Origin of the sequence: Pseudoalteromonas sp. MM17-2, assembly GCF_022347945.1 — a bacterium.
GTDB lineage: Bacteria > Pseudomonadota > Gammaproteobacteria > Enterobacterales > Alteromonadaceae > Pseudoalteromonas > Pseudoalteromonas ruthenica.
Map to the genome: position 1 here is coordinate 1 of NZ_JAKRFV010000002.1, position 22,088 is coordinate 22,088.

21 protein-coding genes are annotated in these 22,088 nt (G+C 44.3%); 14 read left to right on the forward strand and 7 right to left on the reverse strand.

The genetic code is table 11. The features are described from left to right. The first annotated feature begins 509 nt into the window (after positions 1-509). Together MHM93_RS01590 and MHM93_RS01595 are read left to right on the forward strand one after the other, a co-directional pair. Positions 510-2,648 carry a hypothetical protein gene (locus tag MHM93_RS01590; protein ID WP_239447697.1) on the forward strand — a complete coding sequence of 713 codons (2,139 nt, stop codon included), beginning with the start codon at positions 510-512 and terminating at the stop codon, positions 2,646-2,648. Between the two features lie 2 nt (positions 2,649-2,650). Next, a complete protein-coding gene (locus MHM93_RS01595) occupies positions 2,651-3,511 on the forward strand; it encodes a hypothetical protein (RefSeq protein WP_239447699.1) in 861 nt (286 codons plus the stop codon). A gap of 257 nt (positions 3,512-3,768) precedes the next feature. Here the strand turns inward: MHM93_RS01595 and MHM93_RS01600 are convergent, their stop codons facing one another. Then, a complete protein-coding gene (locus MHM93_RS01600) occupies positions 3,769-4,077 on the reverse strand; it encodes a hypothetical protein (RefSeq protein WP_239447700.1) in 309 nt (102 codons plus the stop codon). Positions 4,078-4,254: 177 nt separating this feature from the next. Here MHM93_RS01600 and MHM93_RS01605 point away from each other — a divergent pair, with 177 nt between their 5' ends. The 4 genes from MHM93_RS01605 (at position 4,255) to MHM93_RS01620 (ending at position 7,748) form a co-directional block, all read left to right on the forward strand. Next, positions 4,255-4,866: a hypothetical protein gene (locus tag MHM93_RS01605; protein WP_239447701.1), complete on the forward strand. Its 612-nt coding sequence runs from the start codon at positions 4,255-4,257 to the stop codon at positions 4,864-4,866. 229 nt (positions 4,867-5,095) lie between these two features. Then, positions 5,096-5,482, forward strand: coding sequence for a hypothetical protein (locus MHM93_RS01610; protein ID WP_239447702.1), 387 nt, complete (start codon positions 5,096-5,098; stop codon positions 5,480-5,482). A gap of 821 nt (positions 5,483-6,303) precedes the next feature. Next, positions 6,304-6,984 (forward strand): hypothetical protein, encoded by a 681-nt coding sequence (locus MHM93_RS01615; RefSeq protein ID WP_239447704.1) that lies wholly within the window; start codon positions 6,304-6,306, stop codon positions 6,982-6,984. A gap of 122 nt (positions 6,985-7,106) precedes the next feature. After that, complete coding sequence (locus MHM93_RS01620; protein ID WP_239447706.1) at positions 7,107-7,748, forward strand: lysoplasmalogenase; 642 nt, start codon at positions 7,107-7,109, stop codon at positions 7,746-7,748. A gap of 45 nt (positions 7,749-7,793) precedes the next feature. On the opposite strand, the gene MHM93_RS01625 is transcribed toward MHM93_RS01620, so the two are convergent. Next, a complete protein-coding gene (locus MHM93_RS01625) occupies positions 7,794-8,558 on the reverse strand; it encodes a transporter substrate-binding domain-containing protein (protein ID WP_239447708.1) in 765 nt (254 codons plus the stop codon). Between the two features lie 171 nt (positions 8,559-8,729). After that, a complete protein-coding gene (locus MHM93_RS01630) occupies positions 8,730-9,776 on the reverse strand; it encodes a hypothetical protein (protein ID WP_239447710.1) in 1,047 nt (348 codons plus the stop codon). Between the two features lie 323 nt (positions 9,777-10,099). Between MHM93_RS01630 and MHM93_RS01635 the strand changes: the two genes are divergently transcribed. Continuing rightward, positions 10,100-10,411 carry a hypothetical protein gene (locus MHM93_RS01635; protein ID WP_130147540.1) on the forward strand — a complete coding sequence of 104 codons (312 nt, stop codon included), beginning with the start codon at positions 10,100-10,102 and terminating at the stop codon, positions 10,409-10,411. Between the two features lie 73 nt (positions 10,412-10,484). Here the strand turns inward: MHM93_RS01635 and MHM93_RS01640 are convergent, their stop codons facing one another. Next, positions 10,485-11,294 (reverse strand): sulfite exporter TauE/SafE family protein, encoded by an 810-nt coding sequence (locus MHM93_RS01640; protein WP_239447712.1) that lies wholly within the window; start codon positions 11,292-11,294, stop codon positions 10,485-10,487. A 487-nt stretch (positions 11,295-11,781) separates the two neighbouring features. Between MHM93_RS01640 and MHM93_RS01645 the strand changes: the two genes are divergently transcribed. Both MHM93_RS01645 and MHM93_RS01650 read left to right on the forward strand, forming a co-directional pair. Further along, entirely contained in the window at positions 11,782-12,759 is a 978-nt protein-coding gene (locus MHM93_RS01645; protein WP_239447714.1) for a DUF1852 domain-containing protein, read from the forward strand. A gap of 28 nt (positions 12,760-12,787) precedes the next feature. Beyond that, positions 12,788-13,819 carry a methionine synthase gene (locus tag MHM93_RS01650; protein ID WP_239447716.1) on the forward strand — a complete coding sequence of 344 codons (1,032 nt, stop codon included), beginning with the start codon at positions 12,788-12,790 and terminating at the stop codon, positions 13,817-13,819. A gap of 119 nt (positions 13,820-13,938) precedes the next feature. Here MHM93_RS01650 and MHM93_RS01655 read toward each other — a convergent pair whose 3' ends face one another. Continuing rightward, positions 13,939-14,598, reverse strand: a complete 660-nt coding sequence (locus MHM93_RS01655; protein WP_239447718.1) for a hypothetical protein — start codon at positions 14,596-14,598, stop codon at positions 13,939-13,941. A 289-nt stretch (positions 14,599-14,887) separates the two neighbouring features. Between MHM93_RS01655 and MHM93_RS01660 the strand changes: the two genes are divergently transcribed. Next, positions 14,888-15,415 (forward strand): hypothetical protein, encoded by a 528-nt coding sequence (locus MHM93_RS01660; protein WP_239447720.1) that lies wholly within the window; start codon positions 14,888-14,890, stop codon positions 15,413-15,415. Between the two features lie 97 nt (positions 15,416-15,512). Here MHM93_RS01660 and MHM93_RS01665 read toward each other — a convergent pair whose 3' ends face one another. After that, positions 15,513-15,857 (reverse strand): mannan-binding lectin, encoded by a 345-nt coding sequence (locus tag MHM93_RS01665; RefSeq protein WP_022946214.1) that lies wholly within the window; start codon positions 15,855-15,857, stop codon positions 15,513-15,515. A gap of 321 nt (positions 15,858-16,178) precedes the next feature. On the opposite strand from MHM93_RS01665, the gene MHM93_RS01670 reads away from it, so the two are divergent. Then, positions 16,179-18,578 (forward strand): TonB-dependent receptor, encoded by a 2,400-nt coding sequence (locus tag MHM93_RS01670; protein ID WP_239447722.1) that lies wholly within the window; start codon positions 16,179-16,181, stop codon positions 18,576-18,578. Between the two features lie 142 nt (positions 18,579-18,720). Further along, positions 18,721-19,743 carry a kelch-like protein gene (locus MHM93_RS01675; RefSeq protein WP_239447724.1) on the forward strand — a complete coding sequence of 341 codons (1,023 nt, stop codon included), beginning with the start codon at positions 18,721-18,723 and terminating at the stop codon, positions 19,741-19,743. An 86-nt stretch (positions 19,744-19,829) separates the two neighbouring features. Here the strand turns inward: MHM93_RS01675 and MHM93_RS01680 are convergent, their stop codons facing one another. After that, positions 19,830-20,519: an alpha/beta fold hydrolase gene (locus MHM93_RS01680; RefSeq protein ID WP_151173065.1), complete on the reverse strand. Its 690-nt coding sequence runs from the start codon at positions 20,517-20,519 to the stop codon at positions 19,830-19,832. 115 nt (positions 20,520-20,634) lie between these two features. On the opposite strand from MHM93_RS01680, the gene MHM93_RS01685 reads away from it, so the two are divergent. Further along, a complete protein-coding gene (locus tag MHM93_RS01685) occupies positions 20,635-21,720 on the forward strand; it encodes a hypothetical protein (RefSeq protein WP_239447726.1) in 1,086 nt (361 codons plus the stop codon). A 113-nt stretch (positions 21,721-21,833) separates the two neighbouring features. Beyond that, complete coding sequence (locus MHM93_RS01690) at positions 21,834-22,082, forward strand: hypothetical protein (protein ID WP_022945335.1); 249 nt, start codon at positions 21,834-21,836, stop codon at positions 22,080-22,082. The last annotated feature ends 6 nt before the right edge of the window (positions 22,083-22,088 follow it).

Genomic DNA, 22,088 nt, shown 5'->3' on the forward strand with positions numbered 1-22,088 from the left:
CAGACTTCAGTCTGACATCTTGATATTCCTGATAAATCTAAACCCAGGCTTTTCAAATTACTCTCTTGTCGGGCCGCCGACTTCGGGTCAGAGGAAATGTGCGCCCATTTCCTCTAACAACTCCTAGGGCGCCCGTAATTCGCTCATGCTTCCGAACTCATATCTTTTGTTAAACGCTGCGCTTATCTGCTGACGCGATTTAACAGCACTTCCCTATGCTGGTAAATCTAGCTCGGCGTCGTGCCTCACTGTCAGCAACAAAAGCTGATATCTACAGCGCGAATTTAAACGGGGGATAGGGTGCTGTGAATTGGGTGAACAAAAATTTCTACTAAGTTTGCTTTAAAGTGGCGAAAAGCGAGACTTGAAAGCGGCTGTGTGCTTCACTCAAATTTGGCATATTAAATCAATGTACAATAATTTGGCTGCGACTAAAGCTGATTTCCATGATAATTGAATTCACTATAACTTAATGATAAATTTGAAAAAAAGCAAGGAGGCGTCCTGCAATGAAAAATAGTGTTATAGATATCTTTCAGAGATATGGATTCACTTACAAAGAAAAGCAATCTAACAATTCTTTTTTAACTTTTACATTTAAATCTGGTTTTTTTCATAACGCTGAGATTGTTAAAATTGGAGATGACTCCTCTGATCGGGAGAGTATAGCTCGGGTCATAACTGACTTGGAGCGTTTAGGTGTATCGCCAAAAATAACAGAATATACAAATTTAACCGAGGTTCATAATAAGCTATTTAATGGTTTCTTCCAAATTGAAGAGTGGATAGAGAGAAACCTCGACGAATACGAAGAATATAAGAATAAAGTTCTAGGTGCTCTGCCAAAAGGTGTTACTGAGTATAAATATATTACAGCACCTTACTCATGCAATGATGGGGATTTACAAAATGATTCAAAGCTCTTAAGTCATATTTTAGAGGTCATCAAGTCTGAAGGCGCTAAACTCATTTTGATAGAAGCGCCGGCTGGCTTTGGTAAAACATGCACATCTTTTGAGATAAGTAAAAAGTTGTCTGATGATGATAATTTACCAACCCCTTTTCTTACAGAATTCTCCCGAGATAGGCAAGCCAGAGTCTTTAATCATGTTTTCGTTCAAGAAGTTGATCGCTATTTTCGAGATGTAAAGTCAGAAATCGTCAGCTACGAAATCCAAAGTGGAAGAATTGCAATGGTTCTAGATGGCTTTGATGAGCTTTTAAGCGATAAAAAGGATATAGACAAAGATGATGATTACGAAAATGCAGAGCCTATGCTCGAGACTATCGGGGAGCTCCTTCGTAAAGAAGCTAAAGTGATAATAACATCAAGACGTTCAGCGATGTTTGATGGTGAGTTGTTTAACGAGTGGCTGGAAAAGTTTGATGATCAATTCGAATTCGTTCGTTTCAGAATATTTTCCCCTAGGGTTTCAGACTGGTTGAACGAATCAAGACTATTTAGCTTACGGGAGGCTGGAATAGATATCTCTAAGTTATCAAACCCTGTGTTGCTTTCCTATTTAAGAGCTTTGGATGCGCAAAAGTTTAATGATGTTATTTCCAAACCGTCAGAGGTTGTTTCTCACTACTTCGAGAGTATGTTGGAGCGAGAACAAGAACGACAAAACCTGTTGATGAATCCGAAAGAGCAGAGTCAATTCTTAACAGCTGTCGCAGCTGATATGATCGAATTAGATTATACCTCTGATACAAAAGACAATATCACATCAGTTATAAAATCTAGATGCATGGAGCTGTTGGAAAAGGCGAGGAAAAACTATCCAGTAAGAGACCGTCCAACAGTAGACTCGTTAGCTAATACTTTATCTAATCACGCATTCTTTGACAGAAGCAATAGTGGTAATAATCGGTTGGAATTTATTAATGAGTTTGTGTTTGGTAATTATATAGTACAAGACATATTAAATAGCAGTTCAGAATGGATAGCTAGTGATGAACGATTTGTTGAGCCAGCCGTAATTTCATATGCGCCAAGAACAAAAGATGAGAAGGAAAAGCTTTGGGAACTATTAATACCCATGCAAGAGTTTCTGAGTGCGTCAGATAAATTTAAATTTGAAATACAGCTTTTAAATAATGTTAACAGTGCTTTTTCCAAAGTTTCGATTAACTCCATAGCTATTAATGAAGCTAACCTTTTCGAAGAGAGCAGAATAGAAAATAGCGTATTTAATGAATGCGTATTCAGAGATTCAAACTTTTTTGTCGATAATATGGCTGATATTGTTTTCATAAACTGCAAGTTTTATAACTGCAAAATAACTGGAAGAAAAGAATCAATAAGCTTTAATTATGAATTCGTTAATTGTTATTCTGATAATGATTTTGATGTATTATCTAAAAGTGATGAAGATAATAAGAAAGTTGATATAAATATTTCAGAACTGTCTACACAAATTTTGGAAAGGTTTTTACCTAAGGGCTCACAAAGTATCGAGAGACTACACATCCCACTTGCAAGTTTATACAAGGCAGACTTAAACGGAGCTCAGAAAAAACAAGTTACACATGAAATTAAGATGCTGAAAAGTAAAGGTTTACTTCAGGATGCAAAAAAAGCTAGTTATATAGCCATTAATAAAAATGAAATCGCAAAAATAAAACTAGCGCTAGGGAGAGTGTGATTTTGAGTAATCTAATACAGGATGGGGTAGTTAATGCTATTGTTAAGGATATATCAGATTCATTAGATCAAGTTGGTTTAATGTATAGAATATTCCAAAGAGTAAAGACTAAGGAGTCGTTAGATAAGAAAATAAGTCGTGATTCTGAATATGGTAAATCAAAGAGGATACAGGACTTAGTTGGTATTAGGGTGGTTTTATATTTCGCTGATGATATATCTATTGCACATAGGATAATTTCTGGAATCTATTCAGAAAGAAGTAAAGATAATAGTATAGATAGCTATAACGAATCTCAGTTTAAACCCGTTAGGTATAATCTTGTATATGACTTTCCTCCCGATAGTCACATTAGTATTGCCAATGATTTTGAAGCTTATATTGATCATACATTTGAATTGCAAATCCGTTCTGTATTATCTGAAGGTTGGCATGAAGTAGAGCATGATTTCAGGTATAAATGCGCTGATGACTGGTGTAGTCATCAGGACAAATCTCGGAAGCTAAATGGAATATATGCTTCTTTGGAAACTAACGAATGGACGATGATTAAAATTTTTGATGAAATCTCATATGGTCACTATAAGGGGTCTAGCTGGGATGCAATGATCAGGCATAAATTTAGACTCAGATTTAAGTCAGAGAAGTTAGATAGTGATGTTGTTTCAGTATTTGATGATGATATTTCTGTAGCTAAACAATTTTTCAGGCTCGACAGAGAGCAGCTGATAATGGAACTACAGCGTTACAATTTCCCATTTCCAATTACACTCTCTAACCTAATATTTTTTGCTAATGAAGTGCTTGTTAAGAACGATCGGCTCTCAGAAATTGTTCCCCAAATGCTTAAGGATGAGCTGTAAAGGACGCGAATAAACTTAAGCAGGTAGCTTTTTGCCAATGTCACAGCCACGCTTGATTTAGCGTGGCTGGAATTCCCTGAACTTCATTTTATTTGTGATAAAAGAATAATAGACAAGATACTCATTCAAAAGGGGGCAAGTCTTGCTTTTTGCCTCCAGAACAATCAAAAGACGAAATAACATAGCCTCCCACTCTAAAAAAGAAATGAGGTGGGCCTTGCGTCCATCACATTCACCTGCCTCATGTTTCTTCTATCTCAATCCTCTGGCCCTTTCAGGGTAAAGGTTAAGTGCTTACGCATATCTTTTAGGATCACACCTTTTTTCAGCATGGCGGCGCTTAAGCGTTTTTGCCATTTGAGTAGTTGAGGTTCGGCGGCCTTGAGTGCTTGGTCATTTTCGAATTGAAAACACAGGAGCAGGGAGCCGGGGAACAAGTGGTACTCCACATCAAACCAGCATAGCAACATGCCGGGTATTTCTGCGCGCGCTTGTTGTTCGAGTGCATCGGCCACATTGAGTACCAGTGCTTGTTGTTTTAGCTGGACCTTGGAGAGCTTTTTCATGGAAGTTTGAGATAAGGATTAACGATGATATAGCATAATTATAACCGGGTGGAGGGCGCTATGGAATGTAGAGTGTATTAGGGAGGGAGTGCTAGGGCAGCTCTTGCATTTTGCATTGACGTTTGAAGTTGTTGTACTTTAGGGATATGAATTCAGATATGGAATTAATCAATAAGAATGGATGTCTACCTTGGTCAAGCAGGTTTAGTCGTTGGTATATTTGTTGGCGTTACATCAATAGCTGTTGCCTTTAACCGTATTTATACAAACTATAGCTCCCAAAACTATAAGAAAGTTGAGCTATATCGGCAGTTGCAAAAGCTTTGCGGCACAGATGCTAGCACCAACTTACCTGAAATATTAGTCACTTTGCGTTTTTTCACACGCGCTCATCTTACAAACAAAGAAATTGAATGGTTTATTTGGGCACCCGGCGCCTTCCGCTACCTTCCTGAATATGGGAGAAAGATTGAGTTTATAGAAATCAATTACGAAACAAACTCATTTAAGTGGAGGAGCAAATTTACTAGTGCATGGTGTCGGCTTTGGGCTCTTACTTTAATGTTTATCGGCTACTTCATTGCTGGCGTACTGGGAGTGGTACTTTTAATGCTCGTTTGGAAATATTTCGATTTCAATGGTGCCATTCAGGTTATATTGCTTAGCTTTCTGGCTTTATCAGGTGTCATTTTACTTGCTCTTGCATATATTTTCCTGCGTCGGTTCCTCACTCTTTTGCCTCCGGAGCGTTTAGTCGATACTAACCTGCGTGGTGATACAGCCGACTAACACGTTGGAGAGGTTGCTACTCATATTAAAGGGAAAAAGCGGCGATATATTCATTTATAGATGGAGCGGTAAATGTTGGACAAGAAGCTGATCACTATAAAGCCTGTCAACAATGCGAGGTGGGGAGCTTTGGGGCTAATTATCGTGTTCTTTGTCTATTTGTTGACAAAGTTCAACGCTGGCGATTAAATGCGTCCCTAATATTTACTAATAAGAAATTCAACTAACAATGAAAATATGCAAGGACGTATCGTTAATCATTTTCACCATGTTAGCTCTACAAGCATGTGTCTCCGCAGATATTGTATACACCGAAACCCATGCCATAGGGGATAAATCAAAAATCACCGAAGATGCGAAGCAAGTGTTTCATCACGACGGCAACTACAAATGGGCAGGTATTGTTGTTGGCCCCGTTGTTCCCCTTCCCATTCCTTTAACCATTCCCTATGGTCAAACAGGCACAACGTCATGGATTGTTGACGGAAAAACAGTGTATTCAGAGTATGTAACAACGAAAGTAGATGGGGCGACCTGTACCATATTAATTGGGCCGTACTGTGGCACTGAAGTTACATGGGGTAACCTTCTTTTTGGCAGCATTCGCTGGCACTAGCTCTATCAGCTAAATTAAGGTATTCACTGCATGAGGTTGGGCTTTGCTCAATGCAAAGCTTACAGAGATGTATGGGCAATTAAAGCTATATAAACAGTTTTACTCAGTTGTGACGCGTTACCTTGTGATTTCGCCTCTGCCTCTAGGTATTGTTGGGGCCTGCGAGGTAAGTTTAGTTAGATTGGATACCATGCTTTCACGCATGGATTAGCTAACTTTACATCTGACTGAATAAACGTGTGTTGTTAGTGCTATCGTCAATTGCTCCTGTATTCCTTATTACCGATAAAAATTGACCTGCAAGGGTTGTATATGTTCGTCAGGCTAAAGCCTGACCTACAAGGGTTGCACTGTGCTTGTTAGGCTAAAGCTCGGCCTACCAGGGTTTCACTATGATTGTTAGGCTAAAGCCTAACCTACAACGATTCACTAGCCCGACCTACGATGGTTGCACTGAGCTTGTCAGGCTAAAGCTCGGCCTACAAGGGGTTGCACTATGCTTGTCAGGCTGAAGCCTGACCTACAACGGTTGCACTGTGTTTGTCAGGCTAAAGGCTGACCTACACGCCTGGAAGGTTGGCCCTCAGCGGCTTTGTGGGTGCCATATTATTATGGGATTTGCTTTGCTAATGATTGAAAAAGTGAGAATATTATCAATCTGCTGTATATGGAGGTGTCAGCGTGGGTGTTATCTTTCCTATGATCATGTCGTTACCGGCTTATTTCTTTGTATTTTTGCCTTTGGTTTGGTTGACGATATCAAGCTATTCGCAGGTTTATGTCTTATCGGTGTGCTCTTAAGCCTGTCTAATATTTACTTTTTGAGTAAGGCTAACTTTAAGGAAAGCTGGCAAGAACTAATAAGGGCTTTTACTGATTCAACACGCCTCGATGCGCTACAAGAGCAAGTGGCTAAAAAAGAGAACCAACATCTCTATGATTGGCACAAAGTAGAACCGTCGAGCTCTTTTACCATGCTAGCGCCCTATGCGGACGGCTACAGGTCAGCATTGTCGTTTAAAGATAAAGTCGTGTCGTTTAAAGATAAAGTCGTGTCGTTAAATATCCTTGGCTTGGTTATGTTTTTCGTTGCAATCGTCGCAGCTATTATCGTGCCAGAGGAAGGAGTTATTCCAGGATATGAACTGACTCGCTCACCCACCTTGGAAGGAGGCATCTTTTTATTACTGTTACTTTTTGCCGCCTATAAAACCTTTTCCCCTAAAAACACGTTCTACTTTGACGGGCAGGGAGTGTATTTGTCGAACGAGGCGTGTTGGTCAAAGGACACCTGTATTATGGATACCAGCGACATCGATAGCTTGCAGATCATCCGCTATGCTAGGCGCAACCAGCCACTACTTATTGACTATCAGCTCAACGTTGTAGCGCGCAGCGGCGAGCGCATCAATATTTTGGAAACTAACAGCTTAAGTGCAGCCTCTGACTACGCTAATAAGCTTGCTAATCTATTCAAGAGCAAAGTGATAACGCTAAGCTAGAGGCATTTTGGATACATGGGTATGGGAATCGCTGAGATAAGAAGCACTCAAAGGCTTAAGTGCCATCGTACTTTATCCACCTCACACGGCAGTTAGAGCCTAAGGTAACTACAACGATTACTATGTTATTTCACACCTTATTACTGTTAATTTTTGTCTCTGCATGCACCCATATTATTGCTGATAGTCGCCATAGCAGCGCGCTGTGCTATATGTTTAAGCCCTTAACGACCGTGCTAATTGCCGTGTTGGCATATACCCAAACAAGCGGGCTTACACTGATAGAGTATTGGGTATTTGCAGGGTTAGTCTTCTCCCTTTTAGGCGACATCTTTTTAATGTTGAAAAAAGACTACTTTTTACAAGGGTTGGTCGCGTTTTTTATCGCTCATTTAGCTTATATCATCGCTTTCATTTACAACACCGAGTTCGTTCTGAGCCCTTTATTGCTGGTGGCACTAGTCATATACGCGGGTGTTCTTATCCGGCTACTAAATAAGCACCTAGGTGCGTTGCGTGGACCTGTTTACGGCTATGCTGCTGTGCTTAGTCTCATGGTTTTGGCAAGTTATACCTTTTGGCAGAGCTCAGGTTATTCGCTCAGCGTGTACGCTTTTATTGGCGCACTCCTGTTTATGGTGTCGGATTCCATCCTGGCTTACGGTCGCTTTGTTAAAAATTATCAATGGGCTCAGCCGATGTTACTTGCAACTTACTACCTAGCCCAGAGCTGTATTGCCCTGAGTGTAACTCATCAAAGTTAGCTATGAGGCTCAGCTAGGGCATATGAATCTTCTCGGTAACGCATCTCAATAAGCTGAGAGAGTCAATTGCCACTTGTTTAGCAAGGCTTGATATTGCCCTGATGCTTTGATGGCTTTAAGTGACTGGCGAAGTCGGATGGCAAGGTCTGCTGAAAGCTTCTTATTGGCAGTAATATGCAGCTCGCTGGGGAACTCGGGGAGGTGCAGTTTCTTTTCAAGCCGATTGGGGTCAAGGCCGATACTGCGAAGTTCTTTATCTAACGACAAGGTGTTGGTAAGTACTAAGTCGGTGCGCTGTTTGTAGAGCATTTTCATTAAGCTGGCAGGCTCGGGCGCCAGCACTAAGTCATGTTGCAACGAAAAGCCAGCTTTTTGTAAGTATTGGTGGCTATAATAACCGCGCACCGTGCTTACTCGTAGCCCGCGAGCACTTTGCAAGTCGGTTAACTTAAATTGCCGCTCTTTAAGGCCAACCAGATAGGCGTGAGCATTGAAAACAGAGCCTAAAAAGATGAATTCAGTCTCTCGCTGTGGAGTTTTTAGTAACGAAATCATCAGTGTGTTTGGTGTTGTTCGCAGCTCTTTAAATGCTCTTGCTTGAGGCATAATTTCCACCTGCCCTTGGCAACGGCACTGTGCTAAAACAATATTGACCACATCGACTAAGAAGCCTTGTGGTTGTTTTTCAGAGTCTGCAAAGTGTAACGGGTATAAATCTTCCGCTACAAACCTTAGCGGTGCTGAGGACCACGCTGAGGTGGGCAAAGCTAGCATTAATAACCACGCCAAAAGAGCAATGCATGTGCGCATAAGTTACACTTTATTTACATCTTAAAAGACTAGCTTGCCGCAGTTATGCACATTTTTCCAGTGCTTTGGCATGCCCAGGTGAGTTTTAATGCAAAAAATAGCTTTATAAATGGTTAAGCGCTGAAAATATAAGCTCGTCCGGTTCTCATCCTCAGCGCTCATTGGGTTTTATCACTCTTTAATTATCAGCTTAAACGGATAGTAGCGGTCGATGCTGTCTTTATAGCCACCAACAATCACCTTGCCGTTGGATGAGATGTTACTGATAGTGACTCTTTTCATCGCTTTATTTGCGTTGAGCTGTTTTACAATGTCATCAAGAAAGTAAATGTGCTTTTGATGCCATAAGATAGGGCGATAAGTATCAATGTAATTTTCACCTTTATACTTTGCTGAGCCGAGGAATTTTGTGCCATCCCCTGACATAGCTGTGATCATGGCTGCTGCCGCCTCAGCTGGTATTGGCAAGGTGCTAAAACCATTAAACTCGTTCCATACCATGGGCGTATCGATGCTACAACGTCCACCAATAGTGTGTCCGTCATGAGAGACGTCCTCGGCAATAAAGTGGCAGCTCTCTGGCGCGATGATAGGGGTTATAGTGTTATCACTTTTCCACACATAAACTTGCCCAGGTGTGCTGCCAACAATCACGCTGGCGTCTTCTGAGCTGTATGTTGCGTTACGCCACTTTACTTTGTCTTTGCCTGTACCAATTTCGTGTAATGATTTACCTATTTCCCAACGGAAGGCTCGTATATCCGATTGCCAGCCGGTATAGCCGACCACGGTTTTACCGTCCGCTGAAATGGATATCGCGGTGTTGATGTAATGGCTTTTTAGTTTGGGCACGGTGCGCATTTTTTGCTGCTTGGTCCACACAAAACTGGCCCCTCCATTATGGCCGACGATGACCTTGCCATCATCAGAGATATCCATGGGGAGCAGTACGTTGCGGTTATTTAACAGGCCAAGGTGGGTATGGCCGTCGCGCTCACTCCAATGAAATGCCATAGGGATTTTATCATCATGCTCATCCACTTTTTTGCCGTACACAACCACGTGCGAGCCGTCACCATTGACTAGTATGGCTCTTGTCCCTTTAGGTGCTTGATAAGGGTTAGGTATCATTTCTAATTGGAAGCTTAACTGGGCGCGGGCGGGTAGTGATTGCAAAAGAAGAAAAAAGCAGGCGATCAGCCAATGGAGTTTGTTCATCGTTTTTCATTTCCCTAAATGATTGAAGTGATAGTGCTGGCGGCACTACAAAAGTCCTTAACTGATTAATAATAAACTGTAATTTTGTCTTATGAAATAGCGAATAGAGAATGGTTATCAGGCTTTCGTGGCAACCTATATGAGCTTGGATTTTTATCAGGGCGGATAAAGTTCATAATTAAAGGGCCCAGCTCTGGGTTGTCGCCTTGTAGATATGGCGTGTTATATTTATTCTTACTGTGTTGGCTTTGCTTTACTCAAGTGCGAGAAGAGTGATTAAGCCAGCTTATAAATAATCTGCAATTAAATAACGAAGAGGCTGTATGCAAGAGTCTGAATTAATGTCACAAGTGGGCCAGCGTAAGCAGCAGCAAAGCGAACTGGTTAACATTGTGCACCAGCACTATGGCGATTATGTGTTTGATTCTCCCGACGCCATCACCACCAGTGAAAGTGTTTATTTCCCCATAAAGGAAGGAGTGTTAGCTGGCTACTGGCTCGATACTGATGCCTCGGATTACCCCATGTTGCAGGGCAGAGCAGTGGCGACAATTGAAAATCTCTATTTCTTTGTATTCACGCCACAACAAATGCAGGAACTGGTCCTTGACGCCAGCGCAGACGAAGAACAATAACGCCGGTATAAAAACGCCCAGAAACCAAGAGCAAGGTAGGTGTTCAGCCCAGACTTTATGGCCGATTTGCTCGCTACTTTAAAAGCATATTAACCGCCATAATAACCAACAACAGTGCAAATATTTTCTTAATGGTGGCCACAGGTAGGGATTGCGTGGCCTTGGCCCCTAGAGGCGCGCTAAACCATGAAGTACAAACTATTCCCGCTAACGCTGGCAGGTAAACAAAGCCAGCAAAACCGTCTGTAAGGGCGAGATGTTGCGCGCCTGCGCTGATGTAACCAATTGAGCCGAACAAGGCAATAACAATGCCGCATGCAGATGCACAGCCAATGGATTTTTTCATATCCACAGAGAAAAAGTTCAACAGCGGCACTAAAACTGCGCCGCCGCCGATACCGATCATAGCCGATAAGCCACCGGTAAGAGTTGTTAACGTCGTTAGTACTGCTTTATTAGGCAAGGAGCGTGCATTGGTGCTGGTACTTTTATTGCCTACCAGCATTTTTATAGCGATGGCAAACACACTAACAGCAAATACCCAGCGCACCACGTGCTCAGGTAATAGCGCTGCCATAAAGCCGCTGATCAGGGCGCCTAAACCAACACCTAGCATCACCCAAGGCGCTAACTGCCAGGGAACGTTGCCATGTTTATGATGAGCGATGGCTGACGACGTAGATGTAAACAAAATCGATGCCAATGAGGTGGCAATGGCGGTAACTACAACCTGCTCAGGGGGCAACACGTCAAAGTGCAGCAAAATCATGCTCAGAATAGGCACAATGACGAGCCCGCCACCAATGCCAAGTAAACCCGCTAAAAAGCCCACAGCACTGCCCAGTATTGCGCAGAAAACAAATAGTACGGCTAACTCACTCATTTCATTATTCTCTTTGTTATTTGCTTGAAACGGCTAATGACCCCTGCAAGGGGGTGTATCGCGTTATCTAGCAATCCACCTATTGTGTCACTTGATTGCCACCTGAGGCGTGAGTATATCAATATCATTACGGCAATTAGTGCTGCTAAGTCATGAATATTCCTCAGCTTTTACTTGAGGAAAATACATCTTTATATATGGATGGCTAGAAGTCTAGGTGTTTTTGGGGCGGTGTGCTCACGATTTGCCAGGGCTTTTTGAGGGAATAGCAACGGCTTTGCCAGCAAATGAATCATGCTCATGTTTTACCTGAAATTAAACCGTTTTTCTTCATCCAAGTATGTACGTATAACTTAAGCCATGTTGCTGAGTAAGTTGGCTCACACAGACACAGTGCACAGCCACAGCGGTCATCACCCTGGCTGCATCAGCATACTCAGCACGAAGACGTTTGCTTTCACCTTAGGAATTTGGATACCAACGAGTCATGAAAAAAGATTTCACATTTACCATTAAGAGCATTTGTCTTGATGAGCACTATACGCCGTCAGACACTACGCGTATTACCACCAACTTTGCTAACCTGGCTCGCGGCGAGAGCCGCCAACAAAATTTACGCAACGCCTTAAGAATGATTGATAATCGTTTTAATGCGTTGGCCAATTGGGATAACCCCGAAGGGAACCGTTACGGCGTAGAGCTAGAAATTGTGTCGGTAGATATGCACATTGACGGCGATGAACAGGCCTTTCCATCGATTGAAGTGCTGAAAACCAACATTATCGATCGTCGCACCAATGAGCGTATCGAGGGCATTGTTGGCAATAACTTCTCCTCATATGTGCGCGACTATGACTTTAGTGTGTTACTGCTAGAGCACAACAAAGATAAAGAGGGCTTTAGTGTCCCCGGTGATTTTGGTGAACTGCATGGCAAGCTGTTTAAGCATTTTGTTGAGTCCAACACTTACAAACAGCATTTTGCCAAGCCACCTGTTATATGCCTTAGCGTGTCAGACAATAAAGTTTATCGCCGCAGCGAGAATCAACATCCAGTCTTAGGTGTTGAGTATCATCCCAACGAGTCATCATTAACCGAGCAGTATTTTAAAAAGATGGGGCTTCAGGTGCGTTACTTTATGCCGCCAAACAGTGTAGCGCCGCTAGCCTTTTACTTCTTTGGTGACTTGTTAAATGATTACACCAATTTGGAATTGATCAGCACCATTAGCACCATGGAAACCTTTCAGAAAATCTATCGGCCAGAGATCTACAACGCCAACGCCGTAGCGGGCAGCTGTTATCAGCCTAACCTGAGAAATGCGGATCATTCGCTCACGCAAATTGTCTATGACCGCGAAGAGCGCAGCCGATTGGCGATTGCCCAAGGTAAATTCGCCGAGCAGCACTTTATTAAACCCTATCAGTCGGTACTTGAGCAGTGGTCTGCCAACACCGCTTTATAAATAACAACAACCTAGAAGAGTGCTGATAATGAACAAGTTATTACCCACCTCAAGCGCTGGCAGCCTACCTAAACCGGTATGGTTGGCTGAGCCGGAAACACTGTGGTCACCGTGGAAATTGCACGGTGACGCGCTGATTGATGGTAAGCAAGATGCCCTGCGGGTAGCACTGCATGAGCAGCAAGTCGCTGGGACCGATATTGTCAGCGATGGCGAGCAAACACGACAACACTTTGTGACCACCTTTATTGAGCACCTTAATGGTGTTGACTTCAATAACCGCAAAACTGTGAAAATTCGCGACCGTTACGATGCCAGTGTGCCTTGCGTGGTTGGCCCCGTTTCTCGCAGCAAGTCGGTCTTTGTCGCTGATGCTGAGTTTCTTCGCCAGCAAACCACACAACCGATTAAATGGGCGCTGCCGGGGCCGATGACCATGGTCGACACCTTGTATGACGAACATTATCAAAGTCGCGAAAAGCTAGCCTGGGAGTTTGCCAAAATACTTAACCAAGAGGCTAAAGAGCTTGAGGCTGCTGGCGTTGATATTATTCAGTTTGATGAGCCGGCATTTAATGTGTTTTTTGACGAGGTTAACGACTGGGGCATCGCATGCTTAGAAAAAGCGATTGAAGGGCTGAAATGCGAAACCGCTGTGCATATCTGCTATGGCTATGGCATTAAAGCCAATACCGATTGGAAGAAGACTCTGGGCACGCAGTGGCGGCAATATGAAGAGGTGTTTCCGAAGTTACAAACATCAAATATCGACATCATTTCCTTGGAATGCCACAACTCCCATGTGCCTATCGAGCTACTGGCGCTGATCCGAGGCAAAAAAGTGATGGTGGGGGCCATTGATGTGGCCACCCACAGCATTGAAACCCCTGAAGAGGTGGCCAGCACGTTGCGTGCGGCACTAAAGTATGTGGATGCTGACAAGCTCTATCCTTGCACTAACTGTGGCATGGCGCCGTTGCCTCGCTCGGTCGCAAGAGCCAAACTCAGTGCGCTCAGTGCCGGAGCCAAGATTGTACGTAAAGAATTAAGTGCCACCTAACTGGCTTGAACTAAGCTTCAAAGTATAAGGTAGCTGATGGCGTCCATTCGCCAGAGGCTACTTTTTTACAACTAGGTATGGCATTGCCGACTTGTACAGTTCATCAGTACACAAGCCCATTAATCAGAACTTTGCCCTTGATACACTTGCCTAAACTTTTGCGCTTGCCACGTTGGTGCGTCTGGCTGTGCATCCATAACGACCAGGGTTGCATAAGCTTTGTAGGTGCCTTGCTTGGACTCATCCACCATCCAAATAACCCAATCGGGTATTGTGCTACTGTTTAAGTCTAAAACGGCTTTCAGTCTGAATTCAAAGTATTGCTGTGGTGTATTTATGAACAGCTGATTGTTTTTATATTGCACTGCCTGTTGAGCAAGAGTTGATAGCGTATAGTTAATCTGATTGAGCTGAGGTCCAAACGAGGAGGGTATTGAGCGTAAGTCTAGTTTAGTTGCTAAGGGAGTTAAATCTGGCAAGGCAAGTTTATTACTAACCAGTTTATTGCTTTTTTGGATTAACCCATGTACTTCACAAGATAAATACTCAGTTTTAGCGAGGTAATTGTCGCTGGTTTCTTTTAAGTGATGTGCTTTTATAAGTGATAAGTAGTCTTCACAGTTGCGAGCAACGTCGCCAGAATCGAAGTAAACGGGATGACGAGGCGCGCCTAAAAATGCACTGTCATTGAGGTTATCCAGAGTGCTTTTATCTAGGTAGTTATACTGTGCACTCGCACATGAAGAGATAAGCGCGCACACAAGTGTTATCTTTTTCATTTTATTTTTTCCAGCAAATCAGCTTCACTATTTCTTCGAGTTGGATACATATCGCCAAAACTTTTTACTTTAAAACCAATGTTTTACATCCGTGGTTTGAATTATATAAAAATAACTGAGTAGCTAATCGGCTATAGGTTATCATGTTATTATAATTGAATGGTTTTTTTCGCTAGTTATTACTTCCAATTAGCTGGCAAATAGGAGCCCTTCAAAATTTAATACAAGAGAGGTTCATAAGGCACGTCATTAATTGCAGAGCCTAGAACGGCAGGTGGGAGGCATTGACATGTTGATTGGTAAGGTATCGATTCTTTCCCTTGTTGCGGGGGCTTTTTTTTACTCCCCTTCAATAGCTGGTGAAACTTCAACTCTAGAACCTAATAAAGCATGGTGGACTGCGAAAAAGTTTTGTGCTGAAAAGTCTAATTTCATGGAGATTCAGGTATCGGAACTAAATCCAGATTGGGAGTATATTACGGTCTTCGATAAGAGCTATTTCGAGGAGACGTTGCCTGAGTATCAATATCTGGATATTCAGAGTTCCCCATTAAAGTTCTCCATTCGAGCGAACTTAGATGACGAGCCTAGTGAAGAGCGTGTTATCGTGGGTGTTTATAAAACGAAATCCGCTCAGCAAGGACAATTTCTGGCGATTTTACGTAACTTTAGCGTAGTAAAAGTCTTTACTCACCAAGGAGATGCCGGATACAGCAGCCTTTTTTATGATGGTGAGGCTGTGAGGTGGTACAAGTGCATGCAGTGTAGTGATTACGACTCTATATTTTGGTCTGGTACAAGCTTTACGCTTAATTAAAGCCCATAAAATTCGAATGTTGCTTTATATATAATAACGGCTGGCTGTTTTGCGGTCGCTAGCCGTTATTATAAAAATAAAGGTAATGTAGAATAACTTAGAACTTGAACTCAACTTCAATCACGCTCATTTTGCCTTCAACAATGGTGTGCCACTCACCGGTAAAGGTGCCGCCGTAAGAGGCTGCTAAGGTTTCCCCCACTTTTTGCGCTTCATCGTTGCTCCATAGCGGCCCTGCAAGGACGTTTGTTTTGAAGCAGTCTGAGCCAGTGTTTTTCACTTGCAATTCAACTTCCACTACACTCATCTCTCCTTGGACGACAGTGTTCCACTGTCCCGTCCATTTTCCCTGGTGTGCTGCCGCTACTAGGGGCGCTTTATCCTCAGCATCTTTTTGGTCCCAAATTGGACCTGCGGGAATGTTTACTTTAAATGTTGACATAATAATCTCCTTTTAATGACTTTAAATTCGATTGCTTTGTGTGGTTGTGATATCCACGCTATAAAATTAGTCGCTATATGAATATTAACTATTACACTCGGTAACAGTTAATTATTATATTAAAAATCAGTTTGTTGCTTATATAGGGTCTTATTTGGACTGCAATAGAACGTGGGAAAACTGCTAGCTTATTTCAACTTTTGCTATTCAGCTATGGCAGTGCTTACATAAATTTTACAAACAAAAATGACAATTGTTATCATTTGTGTGTGGTGCTAGAATGCGCGCGTTTTTTGCTGTATCTCATATAGGGAAGAGATAATGAACGTATTTCAGTTTTCACTCGTAAGTGCTGCCGTAGGCGCAGCGCTGCTGTCGCCTGATGCATCTGCCAACACCTCGTCGTCGCAAGAGCTAGACAAGGTTGAGCGCATTAGCGTCTATGGTCGCCATAACGAACTCGTGCTCAACAGTGGCACGGCAACCAAGTCGAATATGGCCTTGATGCAAACCCCCGCACCCATTGTTGTGGTTGATAAAGCCTTGCTGGATCAGCAATCGGCTGACACTTTGCAAGAAGCGGTGCGTAATGTCTCCGGATTAGCGCAAGCGGGCAATAACTATGGTGTCGGTGATAATCTTATTATTCGTGGCCTAGGTGTTAATTACACCTATGATGGCATGTATGGTGGCGCTGATTTAGGCAACGCCTTTAACCCAACGCGGTCGATGACCAATGTGGACAGTGTTGAAGTGCTTAAAGGCCCGGCTACGGGGTTATATGGTATTGGTGCCGCTGGTGGCGTTATTAACCTAATTGAAAAGAAGCCACAAGACCAAGCCCAGTATGAGGTGGCGGTTAATGTTGGGCAATGGCAAAGCTACGGGGTGATGTTTGATGCAACTGGCGCACTCAGTGAGAACTGGGCTTACCGCGCAGTCGTCAACCACCAATCGAGTGATGGTTACCGCGATTTGGGTAGTGAGCGCAGTGAGTTTTATGGGTCATTGCGCTATCAGGCAAGCGATAACCATCGTTTGTTATTATCAACGGCTTATATTGACGATGAAGTGCAGGTAGACTCCGTAGGTTTTCCGGTACGTATCGTTAACTGGGATAGCATTGACGGTGACTACCCTTTGAGTGGTGCTGATCTCCCCAATGATGCTGCAAGCGAAGCGCTCCAGCTAAGTGCCGAGCAACGTCAACAACTGGCGCTGAGCATTAACCAAAACGATGGGCTTGAGCCCTTTGATCTCGGTGATGGCAATGTAATTTCGCCGCTAAGTCGTCCTAATGCTGGTACCGAGCAACGTGTGAAGCTGCGGTGGGATTGGTATCTCGGTGCCAATACTGAGCTCACGCAACAACTGCAATTTCGCGATTATGAGTCTGATTTCGTGCGCCAAACTGGAGCTTACAACTATGTTTATTGGCAGCGTCGAGGCACCATTAATCTAGCGCCGCGTGCACCGCTAATGGTCGATGGTGAACTCTACCCCTATGCAGCGCGACGCCAAGAATATCGCAAGCAGCATGCGCAAGAGCAAATGTTTCAGTACTTTGCCGATCTTCAGCATACGTGGGATTGGGGCTCGGTAGTTGGTGAGCACTTACTGAGTGTTAATGCAGAAAAACGCGATATTAGCCTTAAAAGCTGGTCAATTTACGATGCCGATGGCGCCGCTGCGGATGCCAACGCCGTTGATTATATTCTTGATATCCGTAACCCCAACTGGCCAACAGGGCATTTTGAAGACTACAGTCCAGTGCTGCGCAGTCACTATGATAAAAGTGTCGAAGCAGTGGGGATAAGCGGCCAAGAAGTTCTTTATTTAAGTGATGCACTCACAGCGCGTGTGGGCGCAGCCTATACGCGCATTAAGCAAAGTTATCAGCATCGAGGCACTGCGCGAGTACCCGAAGTCAGCCTAGAAAACGACAGTGATGATGCCGGTATGACCTATAACCTAGGCCTCAACTATCAGCTGTCATCGCAATTTTCGACCTTTGTGAATGTGTCGAAAGGGCGCACGGCTTATAGTATTTTAGGGTCAGTAAGTGAAAACCAAGCGGATAATCGCCCTGATTCGGAATCCGAATCATTGGATATTGGCGTGCGCTTTACTGCCTTAGAGGAAGACTTACTCGGTTCTTTAGTGCTATTTGACACCCGACGCACTAATTTACGCTACGCCAATGAGGCGTTTAACGACAATCCCAATGACCCCGAGTTCAACATCAGTGTGCCACAATATTTTTATGACGATGAGGACTCTACTAAAGGGGTGGAGTTTGATCTGAATATGGCGCTCAGCGAGGTAATGTCGGTCAATGTTAATGGTACTTACCAGGACGCAGTGACTGTGCGTGCAGGCGAGCGCTCTGGGCAAATAAAAGGGGTGCCAAGGCGCTTTGCCAGCACTTGGTTACGCTATGATATGAGCGCCTTTGAGCTTACGCATCCTGTGGCTGTGAATCTCGGGGTGACTTATGTTGATGAGCGCACTATTAATTCCACCGCATTTGGCTTGCCTAAATCTGTGGTCCCGAGCTACGTGCGTTGGGATGCCGCCTTTGCCTACGAGGCGGATAATTACAAAGTCCAATTAAACCTAGATAACCTATTTAATGAGCGTTACTACGAAAAGGCACTTTTCCTAGGCGGCTTGCCCGGAGAGGAAAGGAACCTCGAACTCAGTGTTCATTATCAGTTCTAACTAAGCGCCTTCGGGCGCTTTTTTGTCACTCATGGGTGTTGATAGGGGGGGTTGTAAGACCTTTAGTTAGTTGTTTTTAAAGCACTGCTCTGTCTATGCTAACGGTTGTTTATTCACCCTGCGGAGTCATCCAATAATTATTATGCGACAGTTAAAATACCCTCTGATGCTGGTGTTGAGTGCTTTATGGGCCGCTGGTTTACACGCTGAGCCACAACATTCGGGTGCATCTCTTGTGGAGCCTATACAGGAGATATACCCGACATTGATAGGCGATAAGATATGGGTAGCGGGTGGAATTTCTAGCCAGCTGCCAGTGTCTCAAGGGCAAATGACAGCGAAAGTGCATTACTGGTCTCCTGGAGATTCGCACTGGCAGAGCGCACCTGATTTACCCCAAGGGCGTCATCATACCTATCTACAAGTGGTTGGCGATAAGCTGTTTGCATTGGGTGGCTTTATCAACTCCGAAAGCGGCCAGTGGTTTAATACTGGTGACATTTTAATGTTGTCTCAATCAGCGGCTCAGTGGCAGCATGTAGCCACTTTACCTATCCCATTAAGTGAGACGGTTGCAGCGGTTATCGATGGCAAAATACACCTCGCCGGTGGGCGCACACCACATAGCGATAAAAATGGTCAGTGGCAGCATAGCCATGATACCGCACGCCATTTTGTGTTCGACCCTAACACATTTAGCGTCACTGAAGCAGCGCCGCTACCCAGTGCTCGTAACAGCGCCGCAACCGTGCAGGTTGATGGACGATGGCTCATCCTTGGCGGGCGCCAAGTCGGTATGCCGCCGATGACGGATGTGTTGGAGTATCAGAGCGAACAAGATACATGGCGGCACTTGCCTTCTATGCCACAGCCAAGGGCAGGGCACGCTGCAACAGTCAATGATCACCATGTATCTGTTTTTGGCGGTGAACACGCCGAGGGGGTCTATACCGATGTGCTGCGCTACAACGCTCGTACGCAGCAATGGCATGTGCAAGGACAGTGGCCTTTGGCTCGTCATGGTTTAGGGGCGATTTCCTTAGGCGCACAAACCTGGCTGATTGGAGGGGCTCAGGCGGTCGGTCTGGCAAAAACCAGTGCGCAGGTTAACACCGCCGCTGAGGCCGTGGTAGTAGCGAATGAAGCCACAAGTTCAACGAAATAGTCACGAGCCGGTATGATGTTACCGGCTATAAATGCGTATATTTAGTTATAAAGCGTGAGTATTGGGTGCCATATACGACAAGGTTGTTATTGAATTAGACTAACCTGTTTAACAGCGGTATCGGTTTGTAGGCCAAAATGGCCAAGAGCGTAAGTAAAAGTAGCGGTTTCATGCCAAATTCGACTGCTGTGAATGCCGTACACGTAGCAACTCCCCGTTGCGCAGACGACCTGATCGGCATAGCTTTTAATGGAATACACTCGGTTTGCGAATTGCTGTCCATATAGACCGTCAAGAAACGGGCTACTCACTGATAGGCCGTGATACCCACAGGTACTGTTCCACACATTGTAAGGATAAACACCGCAACTTAATAAACCGCGCAACGCCCCGGCAATACCGACAAATGCATCGACATCAGCACTTAACCCCAGTTTGTAAACTTGCTGCGCAGCTAGGGTGACACCCATCGAATGGCCAATAATGTCTATTTTTCCACTGCACGATTGGTTGATGGCATCAAGAATTGCTTCGCGCACGGGAAGCTCTTCACTGCCGTTGTGATCGTTGCAGCTGGCGCATGTTTTAGAGCCCCAATTTGGGGCAAAGATTTGTGTATCGGTATAACCTTGAGCATATAGTTGCTCACGGGTGTTGTTCCAACTAGAGGGGGATGATGTGTTGCCATGGACCAAGACGACATTATCGCGACACTGTGCCCAAGCGAATGGACTTAAACCGACCAATAAGGCGATAGCGACAAAAATATGTTTCATGAGTATAAACCTATTATTAACATGGAGTTTACACGGTAGGAAAATGATACGGCGCTGGGTATAGTTCTTTGGTACAGTCAGCCATTATTTATATTCTCAAGCCGGACACATTATCATGAATCTAGAGCCGAGCATGGCAAAGCGAGTGCACACGCAACTCAATAACCAACATGCATTAAAAGCCGCCTTGTACACAAGCATGTGGTGTATACCTATTTTACTGCTGTGGTATGGAACGTTTGCTGTGTTGCCTAAGGCATCTCCTTTGATGTTATTTGTCAGCGGTGCTCTGTTAGGCGTTGCTGTACGTTACCATGGCAAGGGCTTTATGCGGCGTTTTGCCGTGCTCGCTTTGTTGGCGCACATAATAGTCGTAGGCGTTGCTATCAATATCGGCATTGTCCTTTCAGGCACAATTTGGGGAATTATATTGCTGGCATTGTATGTCAGTGGTGCGTGGGCTGCCGCTTTTTTTGCTCGCAGAAGTGTGCCGTTGACAGACAATCGTGCTTTTTACTTGCTCAGTGAACAGCAGCCACACGCTAGTCGCCAACAGCTAAAAAATCGTAGTTATGTTGCGTTTCCTGTGCTACTGCTTGGCGCTTCATTTTGTTGTGCCGCAACTGCGCTAGCGATTCATGTTGTTCATGGCGCTAGGCTTCAGCAGCAGTGGGCGCAGGACTATCAGCAACAATTAACGCAGTATCGTGAAAAAAGCATAGATGTGACACCACAGGCATTGCAGGGCTTATCTACCGAGCAGGCTTTTTATTACGCTTACAGTTATTACACTGGTCGTGATATGCGCCCTCAAGGGCAAATGCGCGGCGCCTATCCTCACTCACCGTTTAAAGCGCAAACGATCCTGCGTTATTTGCTTCGCTATCGCCAGCAGCCCCGCGCTGCGTTTATCTTGGCTCGCACGAGTGAGGGAGCCAAACGAGGTGAGTATCTCCAACGGGCTGTAAGCTTGGGCGATAACTACGCAAAATTTTACTCCGTGGTTGACTACGGGTGTGGGGGCCATGAAACTCGAGCCAAAGAGCTACTCACAGAGATGGCTTCGCTGACGCAAGAAGGCGCTATTGGCGCTGATATTGATACCGTGTTGCATTATGGGTTCGATGTCATGTGCGCAGACTTTGATAACACCGAATTCCAGTTGCGTTTTATTCGTGATTATCGCCCAGATTCGGATTGATAAAACCAACAGACTTAACTTGTTGAGTTCTGATGCAGCATGGCACAGCCATGTTTATCTGTCGGGTAAGAGTTGCTACCCTTTGCGCTTTAAGCGGTAATTGAGAACCTAAAATGATAAACGACAATGACATTATTGATACGCTAGAGGAATTAGAGGCGTTTCTGCGCTCGGTGGAAAGCGGCAAATTAGGCTTAGACAATGCGGCTGGCATTGCCCTGGCGACTAACAATGCCGATGGCCGACCTTTTATTGCGGTGCTTGATGACAATCATCAGCTACTACTTGGGCGCTGGGTGACTCAAGAGGTGTACGATAATGGTAAAGATTTAGTGCGTAATGCACCGCAGCAGCGTCATTAAAGACAA

What these genes read in the sequence shown, in the direction of transcription:
- MHM93_RS01590 (WP_239447697.1), top strand. Translation starts at nt 510, where the DNA reads ATGAAAAATAGTGTTATAGATATCTTTCAGAGATATGGATTCACTTAC.
- MHM93_RS01600 (WP_239447700.1), bottom strand. Translation starts at nt 4,077, where the DNA reads ATGAAAAAGCTCTCCAAGGTCCAGCTAAAACAACAAGCACTGGTACTC.
- MHM93_RS01605 (WP_239447701.1), top strand. Translation starts at nt 4,255, where the DNA reads ATGGATGTCTACCTTGGTCAAGCAGGTTTAGTCGTTGGTATATTTGTT.
- MHM93_RS01610 (WP_239447702.1), top strand. Translation starts at nt 5,096, where the DNA reads ATGAAAATATGCAAGGACGTATCGTTAATCATTTTCACCATGTTAGCT.
- MHM93_RS01620 (WP_239447706.1), top strand. Translation starts at nt 7,107, where the DNA reads ATGTTATTTCACACCTTATTACTGTTAATTTTTGTCTCTGCATGCACC.
- MHM93_RS01625 (WP_239447708.1), bottom strand. Translation starts at nt 8,558, where the DNA reads ATGCGCACATGCATTGCTCTTTTGGCGTGGTTATTAATGCTAGCTTTG.
- MHM93_RS01630 (WP_239447710.1), bottom strand. Translation starts at nt 9,776, where the DNA reads ATGAACAAACTCCATTGGCTGATCGCCTGCTTTTTTCTTCTTTTGCAA.
- MHM93_RS01635 (WP_130147540.1), top strand. Translation starts at nt 10,100, where the DNA reads ATGCAAGAGTCTGAATTAATGTCACAAGTGGGCCAGCGTAAGCAGCAG.
- MHM93_RS01640 (WP_239447712.1), bottom strand. Translation starts at nt 11,294, where the DNA reads ATGAGTGAGTTAGCCGTACTATTTGTTTTCTGCGCAATACTGGGCAGT.
- MHM93_RS01645 (WP_239447714.1), top strand. Translation starts at nt 11,782, where the DNA reads ATGAAAAAAGATTTCACATTTACCATTAAGAGCATTTGTCTTGATGAG.
- MHM93_RS01650 (WP_239447716.1), top strand. Translation starts at nt 12,788, where the DNA reads ATGAACAAGTTATTACCCACCTCAAGCGCTGGCAGCCTACCTAAACCG.
- MHM93_RS01655 (WP_239447718.1), bottom strand. Translation starts at nt 14,598, where the DNA reads ATGAAAAAGATAACACTTGTGTGCGCGCTTATCTCTTCATGTGCGAGT.
- MHM93_RS01660 (WP_239447720.1), top strand. Translation starts at nt 14,888, where the DNA reads ATGTTGATTGGTAAGGTATCGATTCTTTCCCTTGTTGCGGGGGCTTTT.
- MHM93_RS01665 (WP_022946214.1), bottom strand. Translation starts at nt 15,857, where the DNA reads ATGTCAACATTTAAAGTAAACATTCCCGCAGGTCCAATTTGGGACCAA.
- MHM93_RS01670 (WP_239447722.1), top strand. Translation starts at nt 16,179, where the DNA reads ATGAACGTATTTCAGTTTTCACTCGTAAGTGCTGCCGTAGGCGCAGCG.
- MHM93_RS01675 (WP_239447724.1), top strand. Translation starts at nt 18,721, where the DNA reads ATGCGACAGTTAAAATACCCTCTGATGCTGGTGTTGAGTGCTTTATGG.
- MHM93_RS01680 (WP_151173065.1), bottom strand. Translation starts at nt 20,519, where the DNA reads ATGAAACATATTTTTGTCGCTATCGCCTTATTGGTCGGTTTAAGTCCA.
- MHM93_RS01685 (WP_239447726.1), top strand. Translation starts at nt 20,635, where the DNA reads ATGAATCTAGAGCCGAGCATGGCAAAGCGAGTGCACACGCAACTCAAT.
- MHM93_RS01690 (WP_022945335.1), top strand. Translation starts at nt 21,834, where the DNA reads ATGATAAACGACAATGACATTATTGATACGCTAGAGGAATTAGAGGCG.